Origin of the sequence: Bernardetia sp. MNP-M8, from assembly GCF_037126285.1 — a bacterium.
GTDB lineage: Bacteria > Bacteroidota > Bacteroidia > Cytophagales > Bernardetiaceae > Bernardetia.
Genome location: NZ_CP147012.1, coordinates 3151745 through 3173155, shown reverse-complemented (window position 1 = coordinate 3173155; position 21411 = coordinate 3151745). Strand labels below are relative to the sequence as shown.

The following is a 21411-nucleotide window of genomic DNA, read 5'->3' as shown; positions in this document are numbered from 1 at the left end:
ACAACATATTATTTATGACTATTGAAGAATATATTGACCAAAATTTAGAATTATTGGAAAAACTATGTGGAAAAAAAGATACTTGGAAGGGAGAAAACTACGATAAAATAATGATGAATGTAAAAGTCAATTACGATATTGTAGTTAATAATATGAAGTCTGCCGAATACTTAACTCCAATAGAAAGTAGTTTTGAATCGCATATTCGTCCCTTTTGGAAAAAAGAATTAGGTGTTGAAAAACCTAAAGAAGATGAAGTAGTAATAATGGAATTTGCTTGGCACGGAGAAACTGGTCAATATTTGAAAATAGGTAGAGATGGGTTTATATATAATGCTGTTAATAATGAAGGAGAAAAAATAAATCTAAATAGTTACGCAAATCCTAGCCCTATAAAATCAGATGAAACACAACTACTTGTGGACAAAGTTTTCAATGCCGTAAAAGATGCAAGAGAATGTCCGAAGGTTTACTATTTAGATGGAACAGAGCATATATTTGCAGCTTACATTGATGGAAAAGTAAAACTAGGAAAGGTATATTGCCCTAGAGTAGAATCTAATATGGGAAAGCTATTAAAAGAAATACAAGATACTTTAGGAATTGAACAGTTAATACACATATAAATATAATTACTTTATGAAACATTTCATTTTCATTCTAAAAACAGTAGGAATTTCTCTACTTATTTCTTCCTTATTAGGCTATGTGGTTGGACTAATTTGGAGCATGAACTCAGTAGCTCATCCTCATCAGATATTTCCAAATTGGCTAATTACGCTTATTCTGGCTGCCTGTACTTCTTTGTTATCTGGGGTAGTTATTGGAAGTGTGCTTTCTGCTTTGAATAAAACTAACCTAGTACACTCTACTTTATATACTGTTGGATTTGTAATAGTAGTTTTAGCTTTCTTTTTAATTCCTTTGATTTAGATTTTACTGAAAAAAAAATTTTATAGACTCTATTTTAATTTTGGATAAATATGATTTTTCTAAAATCAAAAGATAACTTAACTCTACAAATCAAAAAGTTAGGAATAAAGACATGGAATGAATTAACAAAATATATTCAGAATTTACCGTATGGAAGAAATGAAAATCGCCACGATTTGAGTTTGGTTTTGACAGAACAAAAAGGAACATGTAGCTCAAAACACGCTTTTCTCAAAAAGATAGCTGATTTGAACGAGATAGAAAATGTAAAGCTATATATCGGAATTTATAAAATGAATAGCTCCAATACGCCCAAGATTGGAAATATTTTATTAGACAATGAATTTGATTATCGATTAGATTATATTCCAGAAGCACATTGTTACCTCAAAATAAATGGAATAGAACAGGATTTTACGGATAATAATTCTGACTTTGAGAAATTAAGAAATGATATTTTGGAAGAGATTGAAATCGAAACACATCAAGTCAATGAATTTAAAGTAAACTATCATCAAAATTTTCTAAGAAATTGGATTGAAAACCAAAATAAAAAATCTGATTTTGCAATTAATTTTGACACCCTTTGGCAGTTAAGAGAAAAATGTATTGCCAATCTGACTGATTAATTTATTCGAAAAAATTCTTGTTACTGACAAAAAAGCATTTTAAAAACTAAAAAGAAGGTACTATTTTATCAAGTTGAATTTATATCTCAAGTATTAGAATGATTTTTTACATATAAATAGATGTAGGTACAATAATTGTATATACAATTAAAAATTTGAAACTGATTTTTAGCAATTTATACAGTAATGAACAGAAAAGATTTTTTAAAGCGAGCTTTAAAGACAACACTTGGAACAGGTTTCTTAATTTCTACACCTGTTTTGGGAAATGTTTTTGGCAAACAAACTCAGAAAAAAACAGTAAATTCTGTTACAGACTCTGACACTTTTTTAGGATTTAATCATTTACCAAACTCTTCAACACAATCTATTATGGCAAATACAGTTTTTCACAAAGCAAATACAAGAGGAATGGCTGACCATGGTTGGCTTAAAAGCGCACATAGTTTTAGTTTTGCATCATATTACAATCCAGAACGTATGAATTTTGGTGTTTTGCGTGTCATGAACGATGATATTATTGCAGGTGGAAGTGGTTTTGGAACGCATCCTCACGACAATATGGAAATTATCAGTATTCCTATAGAAAATGGCTTACGTCATAAAGATAGTATGGGTAATACTTCATTCATAGGGAAAAACGAGATACAGGTAATGAGTGCAGGAACTGGTGTGCAACATAGCGAAGTGAATGACACACAAGAGACGACTAAATTTCTTCAAATTTGGGTCATTCCAAATAAACGAAACGTAAAACCCCGTTACGACCAAATTAAGCTAAATCCAGCAGATAGAAAAAACAAATTACAACAGATTTTGTCGCCTAATGCTGATGATGCAGGTGTTTGGATTCATCAAAATGCGTGGTTTCATTTAGGAAGTCTTGAAACAGGAACAAAAGTAGATTATGATTTGAAAGATGCTGCAAAAAATGGTGTTTATATTTTTGTCTTGAAAGGTAAAGTTATCTTGAAAAATAACAATGAAACACAAGAGTTAGACACAAAAGATGGTTTTGGAATTTGGGACACCAAAAATTTTGAACTTGAAGCCTCACAAGATGCAGAAGTATTATTGATGGAAGTTCCGATGAGTTAGGTTTATATACCAAACGGTTTACTCAAAGTGAATCGTTTGGTTTATTCTATTTCATATAATATTCCTTTGACTAACTTTCTGTCTAGTATAATATCTTTATTGGGCTGAAATCCTACTCCAGTTATTTCTACAGTAAGATACAGATAATTCTCATCTATTGCTTTCAAAATAATATTTCTTATTTCTATAAATGAATTTTCATTTATTCCTTTAAGATATTGCTTTTTAAAATAACCTTGATCAACATAAGTTTCCCAGTGTTCAACAAATACATCTAAACTATCAAATATTCTTATTGCAACAGTATCCTTACGAGAAAGAGGTAGCATATTATCTATAAGAGTACCTGTTATTTTTACTGTATCTCCTAAATCCTCTCTAAAATCTAATTTGATTTCCTTGCCCTTAAAGGCTTCATACATAGAATCCAAATGTTGTATGGGGAAATACCCAATATCCCAGCCTCCTTGTGCAGATACTAAGCTAAAAGAAGCAGCAAATATGTTCAAGACTAAAAAAAATAGTAGTTTATATATTTTCATTTTTTATTAAAAAATCATTCCTCAATCCGAATTTCATTATCCTGCACAAAAGGAACATCTTTTTTCTTCTTTTTGATTTTGAAAAGGTCTTTAAAATTATCAAAAGTAAAGATTTTCAGAAGACTTGCGCCTGCTGTAGAGTTGTTTTGAAGTGCTGTATTAAACGTATTTACATTATTTTTATGATACACTTTCATACGCAATTTTCCATCTGGCAAAATCAAATATTCGACTGTCCAATCACCTGCAATACTGGCTAAATTAGCTTGATTCTGAACATTTGTAAACGCACCTTCCCGAGTTACACGTATCCTACCCTCAAAAAAAGAATACGACAAACGAAGCTGTAATGTATTTAATGCTTGTGCATCTAATCCTTGTACATTCAAATCTATTTCTAGGTTTTCATCTACTTGAGAAATGAGATTACTGAGCTGATTCGATAAAAGCTCACTTACACTACTTCCTGCTGAACGATTGATTCCCTCAAAGGCATTTTGTGTCGATAAACGCCGTAGCAAAATCAAACTAAAAACCTGTTTGTTCATCTCTTGGTCGTCGTTTTGGATACGAGTTTTGAAAGCTGCTACATAAGATTCTAAGGAAATGGGTGTTCCTCCTGCCAATATCAAAGCAGGATATTGAGTTATATTTATATCAAAACGAATATCAGGTGTGAGCAAATCACCTTTCAAAAACAAATCTACTACAACAGGATAACGTCTTTTTATCTCCTGACTGGCCAAGACACTACTATCCGAAACAGTAATAAGAGGTGCAAGAGAAGCCATTTGTTGATAAGTTGCTGTCAAATCTACTTGTGCTGCAAATGGATCACCACTCCAAGTAATATGACTTCCTCTATCGACATTAAACTCTTTATTGATGACATTCATAAAAGTAAAATTATATGCTCCTTTTACAATTTCTACATCGCCATACATATTAAAATCACCTTTTGTATCAATAATCATTTTGAGCCTTCCTTTTCCGTTTCCACGGATTACATCACCTACTTTTTTATCAAAAATAAGCTCTATATAAGCATCAGGTGTAATATCTAAGTTAAATTCCATTTTTAAGCTAGACAAATCTTCTTTTTTCAAACGACTTTGAAGAGAATCTAACTTGGTAGAGTCAGTATGATTGACAAAACGAATAAAGGATTGTGTCGCAACATCTTCAGGATTTGATAATGGCATATAAATACGAGTTCCTGCTTCACTCTTTGCATTAATTGTAATTCCTAACTGCTCTAAAGCACCAAAAAGCTCAAAATCTCCAGTTGCAAAGGCAGTTCCATAAAAAAGATCGTTATGATGTGGTTTTGTATCTAAAACCTTCATTTTTTTCATTTCTCCACGCAATTGCATTACAAAATCCTTAAAACCATCATGAAAAATACCACCATCCAAAAACGCAATATTATCAGCATCATCATACAAACGCAACCTATCCACACCAATTTGATTTTCTGTAAAAGTAATTTTATCATCAAAATGATAAATTGTGTTGAGATAATCTACTCTAAAACTTCCTCCACTTACAAAAGCCTCTCCTATCAATTTTATCTGATTGGGTTTTCCTTTTATCTTGACAGCTCCATAAACATCTCCTTTAAAACCATCAGCTACCACATTTAAGAATGGTTCTACAATATTGAGTTTCATTCCAATAATTTTTGCATCCAAATTCAATGGATTTTCTTTGTCTTTTGGTGAATAATATCCCGAAATATCGACAACTTCTCTACGTCCATATGCCAAATAAGCCTCAATATTTAATTTTTGTTCTTCATTATTCCAAACTGATTCTGTATGTAGGTTTCCAATCGGAATGGATGCCATTACTAAATTTTGAAGATTAAGGTTATTTTCTAATTTTAGTGTATCATAAACCCCACTGACAAATGCTTCTCCACTTGCTCGTCCTGCCAAGTCTTGTCCAAGAAATATCCCAAAGGGTTCTAAATCTACATTTACCAAACCTACATTCAAAACAGAATTTGGGTCTTTTGAGACTCTACCCATTATTTCTATTCGCTGGCTATCACTTTGTAAAATAAATTGATTTTCAAAACGAATTTCATCTTTACGTATTCCTATTCTAACAGAAGAATCACTTTTCCACTTTTTATCTAACACTAAAAATTCTGGATTGATAAGATTGAGCGCATAAAGTGAATCTGTAATATTTAAAGAGCCTTTTAATGAAACATTATCATTATGTTCTTGTCTCTTTATGTAGGTATCAAATAAAATTTCTCTTCCAAACCATTGTGCATCAATACGCAGATTTTCAGCAGAAAGAGCGCTTGTATAATACTGTCTTTCTGAGGAAATATTGGTCTGAACATCAACTCCCATCGAATCTAACGGTTTGATGGCATTAATTTTCAAATCGGTTCTATATAATGCCAAATCTTGATAGGAGAGTGAGTCTATATAAGAATCTAGTGTAAATTTAACTTGATTTTTTTCTATATCTCGCTCAAATATCCCATCAAATTTTGAGTCAGAAGCAATATAAAATTTAGGTTCGAAAAGCTGTACAAGAGGATTTATTTTTTTGACATCAATAGAATAATCAATTTTATAAGGTATTTTTTCAGCAGGATTTTTCTCTACTTTTTCTTTCTTTTTATCATAATAAGCCACCTGTGAAGCCGAATCGTTTAAAAACTCTAATTGATATTCTTCAAAAGTGCTTATTGCATCATCGATAGCATCTTGTAATTGAAACTCTCCTTTTATATCCAAATCAACATAATCAGATTCTAAATGAATATCACGAAAACCATTTTGTAGTGTAGAATTTAATGAAATGACACTTAAAGCCAATTTATTTTTATTGTAATCAATTTGAGCTTGACGAATTTCGGCAGTTCCTGTAATAGAATTTAGAGTAAGACCTTTTAGATTAAAATTACCATTTCCCTGTAGATTAGCAATTTTTTTTGACACACCTAAATTTTGTAAATCTGATTTTATGATACGAATTCTTCCATTAATGACACTGTCTTGTAAGTCAATTTTGCCACGCATATCAGCGACTAGGTTGGCATCATTAATTGTCATTTCTCCCGTAAAAGATGGATATTTCAAACGCCCATCTACTATAATATTTTTATAGGAATAGTATTTAAACTTGTTTTTTAATGTAATACTATCAACAGCAGCTTTTACTTCCAAATCAGCTTCTTCTTTTGTAAAGCCTTTTCCATTTATTTGTCCTTTTGCTGTTATTTGTCCTAAAAAATCACTTTTTGCCATCTTTCCAGCTTGAAAACGAACTAAATTTAATTTTCCTTCATAAGTTTTGTTTGTTGTATTTAAGTGAATATCAGTTACAGCATTTCCTATGGATGTTTTGAATTTTCCATTCGCTACAAAATCGGAAGGAAAGCCCAAAAATTCCCCTGAAAAATTTACCATTCCTAACGGCAAAATGGTTTGATAATCAGAAGGAGATAGATATTGTTTGATGTCAGAAATTGTCAGACGAGCATCTTTAAATCGTAAATCAAGAAAGGAACTTTCATAATCAGGCAAACCACGAATAGCAAACTTTCCATCGACAAAACTTTGATTGGCAAAATCAATCCGTAAATCTTTCGAACGCAAATCATCAACTGTTCCACGAACTAAGCCAGTAGCCACTACTCTTTCTTTATATTTTTTTAAAGAAGGGGCAAAACGAGCCAAATCAGCAAAATCTAGTTGAGCATTCTTGAGATTTGCATAAATATCTACTTTTTCTATAAAATTTTCTGAAAGATAAGCTGTACTATCATACCTGAAAATAAGAGTATCTTTCAAATGACTATTTCCAATTTGTGCATCAAGATTCAGAAATTCTAATGAATTGTTGGTATAACGAAAAAACACATCCAAATTACTGACAGGAAAATCAACAAAAGGCTCAATCAGGCTTCCTTTCCTAACATTGAGTTCGACAGTATCTTTAAAGAGTCTAAAATAATCTAACTCTCCATAAATATTACTAATTGTAAAGTGATTATAATCAAAAAGTCCTGTTTCTAATGAATCTCTAGTAGGATTGTGAAGCGAAAACTGTACATTATGCAAACTAGCTTTACTAATTTTAAAGGGAATATCCTTTGTCTTTTGAGTAGTATCACTAGTAGAAGAAAGTGCAGAAATAGCTCGTACAAGCTCATTTATATTCCAAGATTCTGTGGCAGGATTCATAGTCATATTAAACTGTGTCCCACGCAACTCTACATTATCAATCTGAATGACTTCTCCTCCAAAAATAGCTCGCCAACCCAAATCTGCATTCAACGTGTCTGAATCTATAAAAAGACGGTCAGTATGGTCAATTACTCTAAGTCCTATCAGGGTAACTTTATCAATATCAGAAAAATATAGTCTTTCAATAGTAATTGGAAAACCCAAACGCTCACTCAAATAAGTAGCTCCAATTTTGGCAGCCCAAGTTTGTGTACCCGAATATTGTCCTATAAGTGTCAGAAAAAGCAAAAAAAGCAAAATACCTACCATTAGCTTCAATGAAAAGCGTATGGTTCTGCCCACCCGAATCATAAACCATCGGAGGTAAACAGCAAGATTATGATATATTTTTTTTAGCTTTTGCAATTTTTTCAGTTATCAGTTATCAGTTATCAGTTATCAGTTATCAGTTATCAGTTCGAAACTGCGTTTCTTTGATAACTATTGTAAATGAGAGTTTTTTTAATGAGAAAAATTCGTAATTAGCTTCACTGCTTTGGCAGGTCGTAATTCTATAAGCAAAATTAGGTCATCCTTTTACAGAAAACTAAATTTTATAAGTATTTTTGATAATTCTGTTTTAGTTTTAGACTAATTTCAATCTATAACTAGCATAGAGAACAAAAAACTATTACTTTCGTTTTAATTGATTTACTTTTTTATTAAATCTTTCGATTAAATTATTTATCTATTCTATCAGATGACAAAATTCTCTTTTATTGTTCCTTATCGCAACCGAGACACAAAAATAGCTAAACGCTGTTTGCTTTCTCTTCAGACTCAGAAAGTAATTACAGACTATGAAGTAATTTTTATAAACTATGGAAGTGATAAAGTTATTTCTAATGAATTAGAGAGTTTTTGTACTGATTTGGATAAAATAAACTATGTTTTTAATGAAGTAAGAGGAATGTTTTGGTCTCGTTCGGCTTCTATTAACAACGGAATTTATTTAGCGCAAGGAGAATATTGTATCATTGCTGATGTAGATATGATTTATTCTCCTAATTTTTTGGAAGAAGTAAATCAGAATATCAATCAAAATACACTTTTACATTATCAATGTTTTTATTTGAATGAAGGGTTTGAATATGATAAATATTTAGAAAATCATAGTTTGAAGATTGAGAATCTAGGTCAGTTTGAAAAAAGCAGTAAAGAATCTGCGATGGGAATTGTAATTATTCCAACCAATAAACTAAAAGAAATAGGAGCTTTTGACGAATATTACAGGCTTTGGGGAATAGAAGACAAAGATTTGAATAGACGTTTATTGAATTATGATTATAAAGAAAAATTAGAAATGAAATGGCTTAATGCCGAAAAATCGCCTGTTTTTCATCAATGGCATCCAGCAGCAAACAATCCATTAGCACAGCCAAAAGGGTGGGAGAAAATTGTAATTGACCATTATCATAATAAATACGACAAACCAGAACTTACCATTCATAAAAAAACAAACGGAATAGAAATAGGAAAAATCTATAATAAGAAAGAACGCCCTGCATTAAAAAAATATGAAAGCAACGATATTGAAACCAATTTTGAATTTGAATTTCCTATAGAAAAGGCTTATTCTTCTTTTGTAAGTCAGTTTATGAAATTAGAGAAAAATAAAGCTCTTATTTTGAACCAATCATTTTCTCTAATCGATGAAAAAGCAACAAGCAAAGCAGCACAAGGAGTACGAAAAATCAATTCTCTTTTAGAAAAAGTAAAGGTTTCCTACAGAATGACTGAACTTTTGAAGCATACTTACGGAAATATTGATTTTTATCAAGTACGTGATTTTCTATTTTATTTCATCGTAGATTTTGAAGATTTCATTGAAGACTATTACTACAAACAAGAAAATGGAGAGAGTGGAAAACCTGAGAAAATTACTTTGATTTTATTTAAAAAGTGATTTACAAGTATCTCAGACTTCCTACTCTGAATAAATATCATTTTTCACTATCATTCACACAGACTAGGAAATCTGTGATACACAATTTAAGTTTTTACACAAACAAATCAGAAGCAATTCCATCAGCAAATAATTTTCCTTTCTCTGTAAGAGTAACAGTATCATTCTTTAATTCAACCATTTGATTTTCAACTAATTTTGAAACAATTTTTGATTGATTTTGCAGAAGATTATATTTATATTTTTTGATTAAATGATTCAAATCAATTCCCCAAATTGTTCGCAGAGAAGTCAAGAAATATTCATTTATTCGGTCGTTTTCTGAAAGCTCGTCAATGATTTGAGGTAAGCTATTTTTATTCAAACTTTCAGTGTATTTTCTATTATTAGCAGCATTCATAAAACGATTTTTTCCATCGTAAGAATGTGCCGAAGCTCCCAAACCCAAATAAGGTTCATCTTTCCAATAGGCTGTATTATGTTTTGAAAACTGATTGGGTTTTGCAAAATTGGAAATTTCGTAATGAACATAACCATTTTCTTTCAATGTTTCGGTCAGAATTTCAAATTGTTGTGCTGCAAATTCTTCATCAATCGGTTTTAGTTTTCCTTTTTTCAGACTATTTCCAAAAGGCGTTTTGGGTTCGATAGTCAAGCAGTAAGCAGAAATATGAGGAACATTCAAAGAAAGCGCAAACTCTAAATCGTTCTTCCAAAAATAATGAGGATTTGATTTTAAATAATTACTTTGTTTTTCAAAATTATTTTCAAATGCATTGAATCCAATTTCTTTTTTTGGTAATTGAATACCATAAATCAAATCTACACTAATATTGTCAAAACCTGCTTTTTGAGATAATTTTACACAATTTTTAGCCTCTTCGGCATTGTGCGCCCTATTCATAAACTTCAAAAAAGATTCTTCAAAAGATTGAATACCAATACTCAAACGGTTAAAGCCAATTTCCTTTAATGATTTCAAAAATTCTAAAGAAGTAAGGTCATCAGGATTTGCTTCCAGTGTAATTTCTGCCTCTTTATCAACTTCAAAAATAGATTTTACTTTTTCTAAAATTGCTTTTAATTCTGAAATTTCTAAAATAGAAGGCGTTCCACCACCAAAATAAATAGTTTTTAGTGTTTTTTTTGTCGGTGGAAGCACTGACAACGACGAAGGAAAAACGGCTTCTTTAAAAAAATCTTTTTTCAATTCGATTTCTTTATCTAAGGCATATAAAAAAGCCTGTTTTTGCTTGAGATTTGTACTAAAATGAAAATCGCAATAATGACAGGCTTGTTTGCAGAATGGAATATGAATGTATATCATTTTTTTCAATTTTGACTTTGACAATGGTCTTGACCTTGTCAATAGTTAAAATTAAGACAAGAATAATTTTTTAACAATGATAAAAATAAGTCCTAATAAAAAAACAGTAATTGAAATTTTATTAATAGTGTGCATTGCACGAATATTGAAGTTTGCCGAATTTTTCTTTGTAAAAAAATACGTTAAAACAGGCATTAATGCAAAATAATCTTTTAATGTATTCTTTTTTGCACGAACTATTTTTTCAGAATTTGTATCGTTTATATTTGTTTTTGTGGTTTGCATAGCTTGGGAGGAATTACGAATTAAAAATTACGGACAACTTATAGTTGATAGTATATTTTTTATAATCTTTTGAGAAAGATTTTTGTTTTGATTAAAATCTTCCTGCAAAAATACAAAATTTCTACTCCTTCTTAGCTAAATCAATCAAATTTACTTGTGTTGGATTTTCATTTATTTCATCTCGCTCAATATTTCCATCACGCATAAAAACGACACGATGTGCATAATTTGCAATATCTTCTTCGTGGGTAACCATAATAATTGTATTTCCTTTTTTATGCAATTCGGCAAACAAATTCATAATTTCATACGAAGTTTTTGTATCTAAGTTTCCAGTGGGTTCATCGGCTAAAATAATACTTGGATTGTTTATTAAAGCTCTTGCAATAGCCACACGCTGTCTTTGTCCACCCGAAAGTTCGTTTGGTTTGTGATGATAACGGTCGCCCAAACCGACATCTTCCAATGCTTTTTTTGCCATTGCATCTCTATCTTTTTTGTTGTATCCTGCATAAATCAACGGCAAAGCTACATTATCCAACGAAGAAGCACGAGGCAAAAGGTTGAAAGTTTGAAAGACAAAACCAATTTCTTTATTTCTAATTTCTGCCAATTCATCTTCTGAAAGTCGGCTTACATCTCGCTTATTCAAAACATACGAACCACTTGTAGGCGTATCCAGACATCCCACAATATTCATTAATGTAGATTTTCCAGAACCCGAAGGCCCCATAAAAGCGACATATTCACCAAAATTAATAGAAATAGAAACTGATTTGAGAGCGTGAATAATTTCATCTCCCATTTTATAACGCCTTGATATTTTTTCGGTACGGATTACTTCGTTCATAGACTAGCTTTTTCGCACACTAAAGTGTACAGTACATTTTCACACGCTAAAGCGTATGCTACATTTTTCCTTTATTAGTAGCAACTTTAAAACTAGTATTACAGTTTTGAGATTTTTATTTGGTAAATTTGTGATAAAACAATAAAAAGAAATAAATGAACAAAAATTTCATAAACACACGCATACAGGAAAGCATCGCTACAAAAGAGCGAATTTTGACAGATGAACCTTTATTAGAAAGCATTTCAAAAGCTGCACAGGCTTGGAAAACGACTTTTGAAAAAGGTGGAAAAGTTCTTTTTTGTGGAAATGGTGGAAGTGCTGCTGATGCTCAACATATTTCTGCCGAACTTTCTGGTCGTTTTTATAAGGATAGAAAACCTCTTTTTGCCGAAGCCTTGCATGTCAATTCGTCGTACCTGACAGCCGTAGGAAATGATTATGGTTATGATATTGTTTTTGAAAGAATGGTACAGGCAATGGGACGAGAAGGCGATGTTTTGGTGGCGATTTCTACTTCTGGAAATTCTCCAAATATTGTAAAAGCCGTCGAAGCAGCCAAAGAAATTGGAATGATTACGATAGGAATGACAGGAAATAAAGGAGGAAAATTAAAAGAAATTTGTGATATAATTTTGAATGTTCCTTCTGACGATACACCACGCATACAAGAAAGTCATATTTTGGTAGGACATATTTTGTGTGAATGGGTAGAATTAGCTTTATTTGAATAGAGATAAATTACCTCAACGACGCTTTTAAGTTCGTTGACGGTTTAATACATATGCTGCAAAATTTACATTCAATTTGGAAAAAACACAAACTTAAAAAAGTATATTTATTTGGTTCTTATGCTCGTAATAAGCAAAATCCAAGTAGTGATATAGATTTTTTAATAGAACATTGTATTGATTTTTCTTTATTTGATTTGATTCAATTACAATTAGATTTAGAAAAAGAATTGAATATTGATGTTGATTTAATTAGCAACAATGCTATTTCAAAATTCTTAAAAGATTCTATAAATAGAGATAAAATACTTATTTATTCACAAAATAAGGTTTTGTTAAAAACAGAATTACATCAAAACGATTAGTAATTCGTAAGTTTGAATAATAGGAATTAGGGAATGGAAATTAGAGATTGGGAAATACAAATGACAATACTCAAATTTCATAATTCATTCTAAAAAAATATTTTATAAACACAGAAGTACAAAGTTACTCAAGGAAATAAAATTGAATTTCACTGATTACTGGTAACTGATAACTGATAACTGTAAAAAAATGGTTTTAAGAGCAGAAAATTTAATCAAACGCTACGGAGGCAGAACTGTCGTTAATGGCGTTTCGATAGAAGTAAATCAAGGCGAAATTGTAGGTGTTTTAGGACCAAATGGTGCTGGAAAAACAACTTCTTTTTATATGATTGTAGGATTGGTAAAGCCTAATAGTGGTAAAATTTATCTTGATGATAGAGATATTACAAAACTTCCTATGTTTCGCCGTTCACAACTTGGCATTGGATATTTGGCGCAAGAAGCCTCTGTTTTTAGAGAACTTACTGTAGAGGAAAATATCATGGCTCCTTTACAAATGCGAGATTTGACCAAACAAGAACAAAAAGAAAGAATGGAAGAACTTATTGAGGAATTTCGTTTGAAGCGTTTCCAAAAAACACAAGGAAAATTACTTTCTGGTGGGGAGCGTCGTCGTACTGAAATTGCTAGGGCAGTAGCAACTAATCCAAATTTTATTTTATTAGATGAGCCTTTTGCTGGTGTAGACCCAATTGCTGTGGAAAATATACAAATGCTCGTTGCCAAGCTCAAACAAAGAAATATTGGTGTGCTTATCACAGACCACAACGCCAACGAAACTTTATCTATTTGTGATAAAGTTTATATTATGTTTGAAGGAAACCCACTTATCAATGGAACTCCTGAAGAAGTATCACAAAATAATAGAGTAAAAGACGTTTATTTTGGTCGTCAGTATGAATACAAACGCAAAATATTTGACTTTGATACTGATTTTAATGATGAATTTTAACACAAACAAATTTTAACAATGCAACTACCTTATTTTTCACTCTTGATTTTTGTTGTCCTTATTTTTTCTAATTGTAAAAATCAAAAAGTAGTGCAAACGAATGATGATTATCTTTTAGCTATTGATTCGGTTATAGAATCTGATTCTGTCAAGCCTTTTAATGGAGTTGTTTTGATAGTTAGGGAAGGAAAAGAAATTTATTCTAAAACAAAAGGCTTTTCTGATAGAGATAAAAAAATTCCTCTAACCCTTAAAAATCAGTTTGTAATTGGTTCGATAAGCAAACAAATTACGGCTGTTATGATTTTGGAAGAATATGAAAAGGGGACTTTAAAACTTGAACAAACTATTCGTACTTACCTACCAAATTTAGAGCAAAGTTGGGCAGATTCTGTAACTATTCATCATCTTTTGACGCATACACACGGAATTAAAGAATTAAATCAACCTTTAGCTTTTCCTCTAGGAAGTAGATTTGATTATTCTCAATTAGGATTTGAATTACTTTCAAATATCTTAGAAAGTATCAAAAAGCAATCTTTTGAAACCATTTCTAATGATTTTTTTCAAAGAATTGGTTTAAAAAATACAGTTTATCCTAGCTTAAAAAAGCAAAAGAAAATGACCAAAGGTTATACAGAACAAGAAAATGGAGATATTATTTATGAAACTAATACATTCAAAAATTATGTAGCAGCAGGTGGATTTATTTCTACAGCTTATGATTTAGTAAAATGGAATAAGCTTCTTCATAGTGGAAAAATTCTAAAAAAAGATACTTTCAAATTAATGGTTCAAAGATATGAGACGAGAAAACACCCTATTTTTGATGAAATAGACTATGGGTATGGTCTTACTTTCAAAAAAAATGAACAAACTATTCAGATTGGAGCTTTAGGTTTTGCAGCAGGATTTGTTTCTTCTAATTTTTATTTTCCTCAAACAAAGACAAGTCTTATTGTTTTAGAAAATACAGCTTATCAATTACAAGATTTTAAAAAGACTTTTTACCATCATACTACATTACTAGAAATAGTAAAAAATGGTAAAAATAATACTAAAAATAATAATACTCAATCAAATTAAAAATGCAAAAAATAAAATCAACAACTGTTCTTGCCGTTTCTCACAACGGACAAATTGCTATTGGAGCAGACGGACAAGCAACAATGGGAAACACAGTAGCCAAATCTACTGTCAAAAAAATTCGTAAGATTGCAGACGGAAAAGTAATAACAGGTTTTGCAGGCTCAACAGCTGATGCCTTTACACTTTTAGAGCGATTCGAAGAAAAATTAAATGGATATGGTGGAAATGTAAAACGCTCTGCCATAGAACTAGCAAAAGACTGGCGTACAGATCGTTATCTTCGCAAGTTAGAAGCCATGATGATTGTGGTTAATAAAGACGGAATCTTGAATATTTCGGGTTCGGGTGATGTGCTTGAGCCAGATGAAGATGTAGAATCAATTGGTTCGGGAAGTATGTACGCAAAATCGGCTGCTCTTGCTCTCAAACGCCATGCCCCACATTTGACAGCCGAAGAAATGGTAAAAGAAGCCTTAACAATCGCTGCTGATATTTGTATCTATACAAATCATAACTTTATGATTGAAGTTTTGTAACCAATTATAAATTTTCAACCCTAAGGGTCTTCATAGTCCCTTAGGGTTTTGTATTAATTAGAAAAGTTTCCTCCAATATAATAACGCTCATTATTTTTGATGAGCGTTCCTTCAAACCTTCCTTTTGTTATTCCTGCTGAATCTAAAAGCAATAAATTTACAGTTCCATTTTCTAAATCTCCTTCAATCTTTTCTGTACCTTGTGTGAGCATTACATGTACATTTGCATAAGGAAGATTATTTTTTGCAATCGGATAAGTGCCTTTTTCTAGTTTTTTGGCAAATAATAATACTTTTGCATGTTTATTTGAAACGCTTAATTGCTCATTTTCACTTGTAAGTTCACTAGAAATATCACTTTCGCTTTTATTATCCTTCACTTTTATTATTCTTTCAATAATAAACTTTTGTTCTGGAATAGAAAGTTGATTCAAAGGTTTTGATTCTACAACCATGGTTGGGTCTTCTGCTTCTTCTGATGTAGCTCCTGCTGCAATATCTTCTTCTGCACGTTCTTTTTTATCTTGATTAGTGGCAGTTTCTGTACTTTCCATACTTTCGTTCATGGGCGAACCTGTTTTTTGAGCAGAGGAACAAGATTGTATAAAAAAAAGTAAGGCTGAATAGAAAGCTATATTTTTAAGAAAATTATACATAAAAGCAGAGTTAATTTTGAGTAGTTTTTTTAAGTAGAACAAAATTACTTTAAAATAATTTCATTTCTATCTCATTTTTATATTTCTAAAGATTGAAATAACGCCCCATAGAGCAATACTTAAAGCTAAAAGTCCCATACAACAGCCAACTGTTGGAATCAGATATAGTCCTTGAAAAGAATTTTCTCGTTCTCTGTATGGTTTATTTTTCTGATAAATTATTTGTATAGAGTCTCCAACTTCATGAATAATAGATGTAGAATTTGCAGGTACGTTGTGCGTAAATGTTATTTTGTTATTTTCTAAATCAGAATATTGTAGAATGGGTGCATAGGCAACATACTTACCATGACCACGTTTTGGACTTTGAACATATTTTTTGCCTACATCTATAACCACAGCAGTAGTAGTTATGCCATTTTCAACAAGAAAATTTGTTTTATTATATTGTTGAATACCAACGTACAAAGCAATAGAACCTAGTACTCCTGTAAATATAATGACAAAACATGTAAAGACTATGGCAAATCAGGGCATGTTCATAAAAAATAATGTCCAAAAAAAAGGGGCGTTTGCTAAATTTTCTATTTTTGTAATTCTAACCTACAAAATATAAAACTATGCATACTCCCCAAAAAACGAATTTACAAAGTATTATCAAGAAGTACAAACTTGTCTTTTAGACCACCGAGATAACCGTGGAAAACAGCATTCTTTAGCATTTGTCATTGTTCTGTTTATGCTTTGTATTTTACGCTCTGATAAAAAACTGACAGTCGCCTATATTCATCGTTCTATGTGCCGTTCTTATAAAGAAGTAGCTCAAGATTTAGATATAGAAGTTTCTTCGTGTATTTCTTATACTCAACTTCAACGTATTCTAAAAAAAGTTGATTATCAAGGTTTTAATGCAATTAATGAAACCTTCTTTCATCAATATATTTATAAAGATGCTTTAGAATGGTACGCCATAGATGGAAAAGAACTTCGTGGTAGTATTGATGATGTAGCAGGAGAAAAACGAGGTCAAAATGTAGTTTCTCGTACTTCTCATTCAACTAAACAAAGTAGTATTGTAGGGTGGTACAATGGAAGTAAAGACTCGGAAAAGACTGTTGTATCTCATTATTTTAACTCCTACGATTACTTATTAGGTAAATATACGTTAGATGCTCTTCATTTGAGTAGTGAATTACCTGCTTTAATAGCAAAAAAAGGAGGTATTTATTTGATGCAAGTAAAGGCAAATCAAAAACTTCTTTTAGAAGATTGTAAACATATTGACGATAATTTAACTACTTCTTATAAAAAAGAAGCCTACCAAAAAGCGCATGGAAGAGAAGAAATACGAATCGGTTTTGGATATGAAATGAATACAGAATCATTACCCAAACGTTGGAAAGAAACGAAAGTCAAAACCCTGATAGTAGTAGAAAGAGAAAGAAAAATTACAAAAACACAGAAAAAAAGTAAAGAAAAAAGTTACTGGGTAACCAATTTACCTCTCAACCAAATTAATTTCCTAGAATTATTTATGGCTATAAGAGAGCATTGGACAATAGAAGTACATCATAATACAAGAGATAAACAAATGGGAGAAGACAATTTGATAACTAGAAATGAAAACCAAAGTAGGTTTATAGCTGTTTGTATAATACTAGCTACAAACCTATTGGAAGTGCAAAAAGTAGAAAATCTCACAGTACTCAGAGAAGAATTAGCCTACAAAGAACGAAATGTATATCACCTCTTTGAACATAAAAGATTTTTATGAACATGCCCTGTATGGCAAATTTATGATGCTCCATAATTTAATTTTTTAGGTAAAACAAAATCACTCCAAAGATTCTTTCAAAACAACTCTATCATCAAATTCAAAACGTTCTCCATTTATTTCTTGATAGGTTTCGTGCCCTTTTCCTGCTACCAAAATAATATCATCTTTACCTGCCATGCTACATGCTCTTTCAATAGCTTCTTTTCGCAATGTAACAATTTGATATTTTGAAGGCTCTACTTCTTTTACGCCTTCTAACATATCTTTTATAATTGTTTCTGGCTCTTCTGTTCGTGGATTATCTGATGTAAAAATAGACCAGTCACTATAATTAGTCGCTATTTTTGCCATTTCTGGACGTTTAGTTTTGTCTCTATTTCCCCCACAACCCACAACAGTTATTAAATGTTGATGTGTTTTTTTGATTTCACTTATTGTCTTCAAAACATTTTCAAGTGCATCAGGTGTGTGAGCATAATCTACAATCGCATGAACTCCTAAAGACGATGTATAACGCTGAAAACGACCATTTACCCCTTTTATATTAGATAATTCTGTCAAAACTTCATCTTCATCTTCTTCCAAAAGCATAGCTACGCCATAAACAGCTAATAAATTATAGGCATTAAAATGTCCAATCAGTTTAGTCCAAGTTTCTTTTCCATTAATTTTGCCATTATGTCTTTCTTCTATCTGTAATTGCATTCCTTCAAATGAACTATCCATAATTCTGACTTTATAATCAGACATAGATTTCATTGAATAAGTAACATGCTTGGCTTTGCAATTTTGCAGCATAACCAATCCTCTTTTGTCATCTTGATTGACAAGTGCAAAGGAAGTATGAGGAAGCATATCAAAAAAACCTTTTTTAGCTCTAATATATTCTGCAAACGTTCCATGATAATCCAAATGGTCGTGCGAAATATTGGTAAAAACAGCTCCTTTAAAGTGAAGTCCTTCAATTCGTTTTTGTACAACAGCATGCGAACTTACTTCCATAAAAACGTGTGTACAGCGTTTTTTCACCATTTCAGCAAGCAGTCGATTGAGTTCTACTGGATTAGGTGTAGTATGTGTAGACGGATAAATTCGACTTTTTATTTTGTTATGAATTGTAGAAATTAGTCCTACATTATACCCTAATTTTTTAAATAATTTATAAAGAATTGTTACGACTGTCGTTTTTCCATTTGTGCCAGTTACACCTATTAATTTGAGTTTTTTAGAAGGATTTCCATAAAAATTACCTGCTATTATTCCTAATGCTTTTGCTGTATTTTCTACTTCAAGATAGGTAACATGACTTTCTAAATAAACAGGCAATTTTTCACAGACAATCGCCTTTGCACCATCTTGAATGGCTTGTTTTATAAATTGATGTCCATCTGCCACTGTTCCTTTTAGAGCGACATACATATCATCTTTCTGTATCTTGCGAGAGTCAAATTGAATTTGATTTATTGCACCTTCTAAATCTCCTTGTATGGATTGTGTCTTTAGATTTTTGAGTAATTCAATTATTTTCATGACTGATTATTTTTATGGGAAAGGTCTTTTTTATAGTTAATGATGCCTATTTTTACAAATCTATTTTGGGCTACTTTGTTTTGAATGCTTCTAATAAAAAAATGAAATAGTTTGACAAAAACTGATAAAAATCGACAAAAAAACAGTGCAATTTAATTAAAAATGCACTGTTTTTTAGAAAAAAATCAAAAAACAAAGTTTTATATCAATGCTGGTAGTATAAATAAAAGAAGTCCTAATAAGATTGCACCAACACCTGCTGTAACAGTAACAGTAAATAATCCTACTACACCCAAAATAATCAAAACAACACCTACTATTCTGAAAATAGCTCCTAATGGGCTAGTATCTTTAGTAGACTTGATGTTTTTAGACTCTTTCTTTTCTATTTTTTTGAGTTTTTTAGTAATGAGTTTAGTAGCTAAACGTTCTTTAAAACTCATTTTTGACTTATTAGCTTCCAGTTTCTCAATAAGTTCTGTTGAGTTTATTTTTGCTGTCTGCGTTTTAGTTTCTTTTGTTTTAGCTTCCGATTCAGAATTACTTCTTTCAGAAATTAATGAATTAGATTTGCTTTCAGCAGGCATAAAAGCAAAAGAAGAAAAATTGATAAAAAGCGAAATCAATATGATTGAAAAAAATTTCATATTTGTAAATAATAAAAGGTGAAAAAATATAATTATTAAAAAAATGAGCACATTTTAATTAAAATAAAAGCAATGCAATTAAAAATACATTGCTTTATTTTATATTAAAAATCTTGAACAGTCATTACTAAATCAGTTCTGGTAATAAATAAATGAATATACCAATAACAATAGTAACAACGCCTCCATATAAATTTAGGAAAATAAGGCTAATAACCCCCAAAACAATCAATAAAATACCTAAAATATGAAACAACTCTGTTGAACCTTTTGATTTATTTGGGCTTTTAGCATCTTTTTTTACTGCTTTTTGAAGTTTTTTGATAAGTAATTTACTAGCCAAACGCTCTTTAAAGCTCATTTGTTTTTTGTTGGTTTCATAATTAGCTTCCATTTTCTGAGTAAGTTCTTTAGCTGTAACTGTTTTAGCTTCTTTAGTTTCTGTTTTGTTTTCTGATTCACTTTTTGGTTTCTCAGAAGCAACAGCTACATTTTTTTCTGAAGTAGAAGTGCTTTCAGCAGGGAAAGAAGGCATGAAAGCAAAAGAAGAAAATCCAAATACTAAAAGAACAAGTGTTAAAAAGGTAGTTTTCATAAAATAAAAATTGAGGGTTAAATTGAAAAAAATATATGCACAATAAAAAAAATCCAAAATTACGTGAGAAACTTAGTCAAAAATAGTTCCTATAATAACTATTATATTAATAATCTGCGAAAAAAGCCAAAGTACATTATCTACTGTTCCTTTATTACCTTTTTCTACAAAAATTAAAAACAAAAAAAGAATTGCACTGCAAGAAGCAAAAATCCCAAGCAAAAAATATCCTGTAAAAAAAGCCATTACAGCTACAAGAACACTTGCCCAACTTAAGAGACCAGCTGTATGCTGACCATTCCATTTTGTAGACCTCTTTATAGATTTGTTACTTTCTTTAAATCTATAATATTTTTTATTGGAGGGTTTGTTTTTTAGAACTAGCTTTAAGATAGAAAGTTTTTTTCGAAACGATATTTTTTTTACTTTGGTATTTGATTTTGTATTTTTAGATTTAAAAATAGTTTTTTTAGTAGATTTTTTTTGATAGTCATCTTTATTTTTTCTGTTAGATTCTGTTTTGGATACTTTTGTCTCTCTTTTTTCAGCAACACATTCTGAATCAGCAAAAGAAGATAAAGCATTTGTATTTTGAGAAATTCCAATGCAACAAAGGAAAAAAAGAAAAATGATTCTATTTTTCAAATCAAAATCAAAGTAATTGTCTGCCATAGCTAGTTAAGTTATTTTTTGGTTTAGATACAAAA

The 21411-nt window shown here is 30.8% G+C and carries 22 protein-coding genes; 11 read left to right on the top strand and 11 right to left on the bottom strand.

Going from position 1 to position 21411, the window contains the following annotated elements; all coding sequences use genetic code 11:
- Nucleotides 1–14: 14 nt before the first annotated feature.
- From V9L04_RS12990 to V9L04_RS12975, 4 genes are all read left to right on the top strand, one after another.
- Complete coding sequence (locus V9L04_RS12990) at nucleotides 15–626, top strand: hypothetical protein (protein ID WP_338790237.1); 612 nt, start codon at nucleotides 15–17, stop codon at nucleotides 624–626.
- Between the two features lie 13 nt (nucleotides 627–639).
- Nucleotides 640–933: a hypothetical protein gene (locus V9L04_RS12985; protein WP_338790236.1), complete on the top strand. Its 294-nt coding sequence runs from the start codon at nucleotides 640–642 to the stop codon at nucleotides 931–933.
- Between the two features lie 50 nt (nucleotides 934–983).
- The gene (locus V9L04_RS12980; protein ID WP_338790235.1) at nucleotides 984–1562 is read left to right on the top strand and encodes a hypothetical protein; all 579 of its coding nucleotides are present in this window, start codon (nucleotides 984–986) and stop codon (nucleotides 1560–1562) included.
- Nucleotides 1563–1748: 186 nt separating this feature from the next.
- Nucleotides 1749–2660 carry a pirin family protein gene (locus V9L04_RS12975; protein ID WP_338790234.1) on the top strand — a complete coding sequence of 304 codons (912 nt, stop codon included), beginning with the start codon at nucleotides 1749–1751 and terminating at the stop codon, nucleotides 2658–2660.
- Between the two features lie 41 nt (nucleotides 2661–2701).
- Here the strand turns inward: V9L04_RS12975 and V9L04_RS12970 are convergent, their stop codons facing one another.
- Complete coding sequence (locus V9L04_RS12970) at nucleotides 2702–3202, bottom strand: hypothetical protein (RefSeq protein WP_338790233.1); 501 nt, start codon at nucleotides 3200–3202, stop codon at nucleotides 2702–2704.
- Nucleotides 3203–3216: 14 nt separating this feature from the next.
- A complete protein-coding gene (locus V9L04_RS12965; protein ID WP_338790232.1) occupies nucleotides 3217–7821 on the bottom strand; it encodes a translocation/assembly module TamB domain-containing protein in 4605 nt (1534 codons plus the stop codon).
- Between the two features lie 334 nt (nucleotides 7822–8155).
- Here V9L04_RS12965 and V9L04_RS12960 point away from each other — a divergent pair, with 334 nt between their 5' ends.
- The gene (locus V9L04_RS12960) at nucleotides 8156–9361 is read left to right on the top strand and encodes a glycosyltransferase (protein ID WP_338790231.1); all 1206 of its coding nucleotides are present in this window, start codon (nucleotides 8156–8158) and stop codon (nucleotides 9359–9361) included.
- Between the two features lie 94 nt (nucleotides 9362–9455).
- Here V9L04_RS12960 and hemW read toward each other — a convergent pair whose 3' ends face one another.
- From hemW to V9L04_RS12945, 3 genes are all read right to left on the bottom strand, one after another.
- Nucleotides 9456–10688, bottom strand: coding sequence for a radical SAM family heme chaperone HemW (gene hemW / locus V9L04_RS12955; protein ID WP_338790230.1), 1233 nt, complete (start codon nucleotides 10686–10688; stop codon nucleotides 9456–9458).
- 51 nt (nucleotides 10689–10739) lie between these two features.
- A complete protein-coding gene (locus tag V9L04_RS12950; RefSeq protein ID WP_338790229.1) occupies nucleotides 10740–10973 on the bottom strand; it encodes a DUF6728 family protein in 234 nt (77 codons plus the stop codon).
- A gap of 121 nt (nucleotides 10974–11094) precedes the next feature.
- Nucleotides 11095–11823 carry an ABC transporter ATP-binding protein gene (locus V9L04_RS12945; protein WP_338790228.1) on the bottom strand — a complete coding sequence of 243 codons (729 nt, stop codon included), beginning with the start codon at nucleotides 11821–11823 and terminating at the stop codon, nucleotides 11095–11097.
- A 155-nt stretch (nucleotides 11824–11978) separates the two neighbouring features.
- Here V9L04_RS12945 and V9L04_RS12940 point away from each other — a divergent pair, with 155 nt between their 5' ends.
- The 5 genes from V9L04_RS12940 (at nucleotide 11979) to hslV (ending at nucleotide 15499) form a co-directional block, all read left to right on the top strand.
- On the top strand, nucleotides 11979–12557 hold the full coding sequence (locus V9L04_RS12940; RefSeq protein ID WP_338790227.1) for a D-sedoheptulose 7-phosphate isomerase: 579 nt from the start codon (nucleotides 11979–11981) through the stop codon (nucleotides 12555–12557).
- 50 nt (nucleotides 12558–12607) lie between these two features.
- Nucleotides 12608–12919, top strand: a complete 312-nt coding sequence (locus V9L04_RS12935) for a nucleotidyltransferase domain-containing protein (RefSeq protein WP_338790226.1) — start codon at nucleotides 12608–12610, stop codon at nucleotides 12917–12919.
- A 190-nt stretch (nucleotides 12920–13109) separates the two neighbouring features.
- Complete coding sequence (lptB, locus tag V9L04_RS12930) at nucleotides 13110–13874, top strand: LPS export ABC transporter ATP-binding protein (protein WP_338790225.1); 765 nt, start codon at nucleotides 13110–13112, stop codon at nucleotides 13872–13874.
- A gap of 18 nt (nucleotides 13875–13892) precedes the next feature.
- Nucleotides 13893–14960, top strand: coding sequence for a serine hydrolase domain-containing protein (locus V9L04_RS12925; protein WP_338790224.1), 1068 nt, complete (start codon nucleotides 13893–13895; stop codon nucleotides 14958–14960).
- A 2-nt stretch (nucleotides 14961–14962) separates the two neighbouring features.
- Nucleotides 14963–15499, top strand: coding sequence for an ATP-dependent protease subunit HslV (gene hslV, locus V9L04_RS12920; protein WP_338790223.1), 537 nt, complete (start codon nucleotides 14963–14965; stop codon nucleotides 15497–15499).
- Between the two features lie 53 nt (nucleotides 15500–15552).
- Here the strand turns inward: hslV and V9L04_RS12915 are convergent, their stop codons facing one another.
- Together V9L04_RS12915 and V9L04_RS12910 are read right to left on the bottom strand one after the other, a co-directional pair.
- Nucleotides 15553–16155 carry a hypothetical protein gene (locus tag V9L04_RS12915; protein ID WP_338790222.1) on the bottom strand — a complete coding sequence of 201 codons (603 nt, stop codon included), beginning with the start codon at nucleotides 16153–16155 and terminating at the stop codon, nucleotides 15553–15555.
- 66 nt (nucleotides 16156–16221) lie between these two features.
- Nucleotides 16222–16623, bottom strand: coding sequence for a DUF3592 domain-containing protein (locus tag V9L04_RS12910; RefSeq protein WP_338790221.1), 402 nt, complete (start codon nucleotides 16621–16623; stop codon nucleotides 16222–16224).
- A gap of 271 nt (nucleotides 16624–16894) precedes the next feature.
- On the opposite strand from V9L04_RS12910, the gene V9L04_RS12905 reads away from it, so the two are divergent.
- Nucleotides 16895–17929 (top strand): ISAs1 family transposase, encoded by a 1035-nt coding sequence (locus tag V9L04_RS12905; protein ID WP_338790220.1) that lies wholly within the window; start codon nucleotides 16895–16897, stop codon nucleotides 17927–17929.
- A gap of 60 nt (nucleotides 17930–17989) precedes the next feature.
- Here V9L04_RS12905 and V9L04_RS12900 read toward each other — a convergent pair whose 3' ends face one another.
- The 4 genes from V9L04_RS12900 to V9L04_RS12885 form a co-directional block, all read right to left on the bottom strand.
- Nucleotides 17990–19462 (bottom strand): UDP-N-acetylmuramoyl-L-alanyl-D-glutamate--2,6-diaminopimelate ligase, encoded by a 1473-nt coding sequence (locus V9L04_RS12900; protein WP_338790219.1) that lies wholly within the window; start codon nucleotides 19460–19462, stop codon nucleotides 17990–17992.
- Between the two features lie 200 nt (nucleotides 19463–19662).
- Nucleotides 19663–20109 carry a hypothetical protein gene (locus V9L04_RS12895; protein ID WP_338790218.1) on the bottom strand — a complete coding sequence of 149 codons (447 nt, stop codon included), beginning with the start codon at nucleotides 20107–20109 and terminating at the stop codon, nucleotides 19663–19665.
- 127 nt (nucleotides 20110–20236) lie between these two features.
- Entirely contained in the window at nucleotides 20237–20704 is a 468-nt protein-coding gene (locus V9L04_RS12890) for a DUF308 domain-containing protein (RefSeq protein ID WP_338790217.1), read from the bottom strand.
- Nucleotides 20705–20776: 72 nt separating this feature from the next.
- A complete protein-coding gene (locus V9L04_RS12885) occupies nucleotides 20777–21376 on the bottom strand; it encodes a hypothetical protein (protein WP_338790216.1) in 600 nt (199 codons plus the stop codon).
- Between the last annotated feature and the right edge of the window lie 35 nt (nucleotides 21377–21411).

Coding starts and splice junctions, on each gene's coding strand:
- V9L04_RS12970 (WP_338790233.1), bottom strand. CDS start 3,202: ATGAAAATATATAAACTACTATTTTTTTTAGTCTTGAACATATTTGCT.
- V9L04_RS12925 (WP_338790224.1), top strand. CDS start 13,893: ATGCAACTACCTTATTTTTCACTCTTGATTTTTGTTGTCCTTATTTTT.
- V9L04_RS12890 (WP_338790217.1), bottom strand. CDS start 20,704: ATGAAAACTACCTTTTTAACACTTGTTCTTTTAGTATTTGGATTTTCT.
- V9L04_RS12990 (WP_338790237.1), top strand. CDS start 15: ATGACTATTGAAGAATATATTGACCAAAATTTAGAATTATTGGAAAAA.
- V9L04_RS12960 (WP_338790231.1), top strand. CDS start 8,156: ATGACAAAATTCTCTTTTATTGTTCCTTATCGCAACCGAGACACAAAA.
- V9L04_RS12975 (WP_338790234.1), top strand. CDS start 1,749: ATGAACAGAAAAGATTTTTTAAAGCGAGCTTTAAAGACAACACTTGGA.
- V9L04_RS12985 (WP_338790236.1), top strand. CDS start 640: ATGAAACATTTCATTTTCATTCTAAAAACAGTAGGAATTTCTCTACTT.
- lptB (WP_338790225.1), top strand. CDS start 13,110: ATGGTTTTAAGAGCAGAAAATTTAATCAAACGCTACGGAGGCAGAACT.
- V9L04_RS12900 (WP_338790219.1), bottom strand. CDS start 19,462: ATGAAAATAATTGAATTACTCAAAAATCTAAAGACACAATCCATACAA.
- V9L04_RS12980 (WP_338790235.1), top strand. CDS start 984: ATGATTTTTCTAAAATCAAAAGATAACTTAACTCTACAAATCAAAAAG.
- hemW (WP_338790230.1), bottom strand. CDS start 10,688: ATGATATACATTCATATTCCATTCTGCAAACAAGCCTGTCATTATTGC.
- V9L04_RS12935 (WP_338790226.1), top strand. CDS start 12,608: ATGCTGCAAAATTTACATTCAATTTGGAAAAAACACAAACTTAAAAAA.
- V9L04_RS12940 (WP_338790227.1), top strand. CDS start 11,979: ATGAACAAAAATTTCATAAACACACGCATACAGGAAAGCATCGCTACA.
- V9L04_RS12905 (WP_338790220.1), top strand. CDS start 16,895: ATGCTTTGTATTTTACGCTCTGATAAAAAACTGACAGTCGCCTATATT.
- V9L04_RS12950 (WP_338790229.1), bottom strand. CDS start 10,973: ATGCAAACCACAAAAACAAATATAAACGATACAAATTCTGAAAAAATA.
- V9L04_RS12885 (WP_338790216.1), bottom strand. CDS start 21,376: ATGGCAGACAATTACTTTGATTTTGATTTGAAAAATAGAATCATTTTT.
- V9L04_RS12945 (WP_338790228.1), bottom strand. CDS start 11,823: ATGAACGAAGTAATCCGTACCGAAAAAATATCAAGGCGTTATAAAATG.
- V9L04_RS12915 (WP_338790222.1), bottom strand. CDS start 16,155: ATGTATAATTTTCTTAAAAATATAGCTTTCTATTCAGCCTTACTTTTT.
- hslV (WP_338790223.1), top strand. CDS start 14,963: ATGCAAAAAATAAAATCAACAACTGTTCTTGCCGTTTCTCACAACGGA.
- V9L04_RS12895 (WP_338790218.1), bottom strand. CDS start 20,109: ATGAAATTTTTTTCAATCATATTGATTTCGCTTTTTATCAATTTTTCT.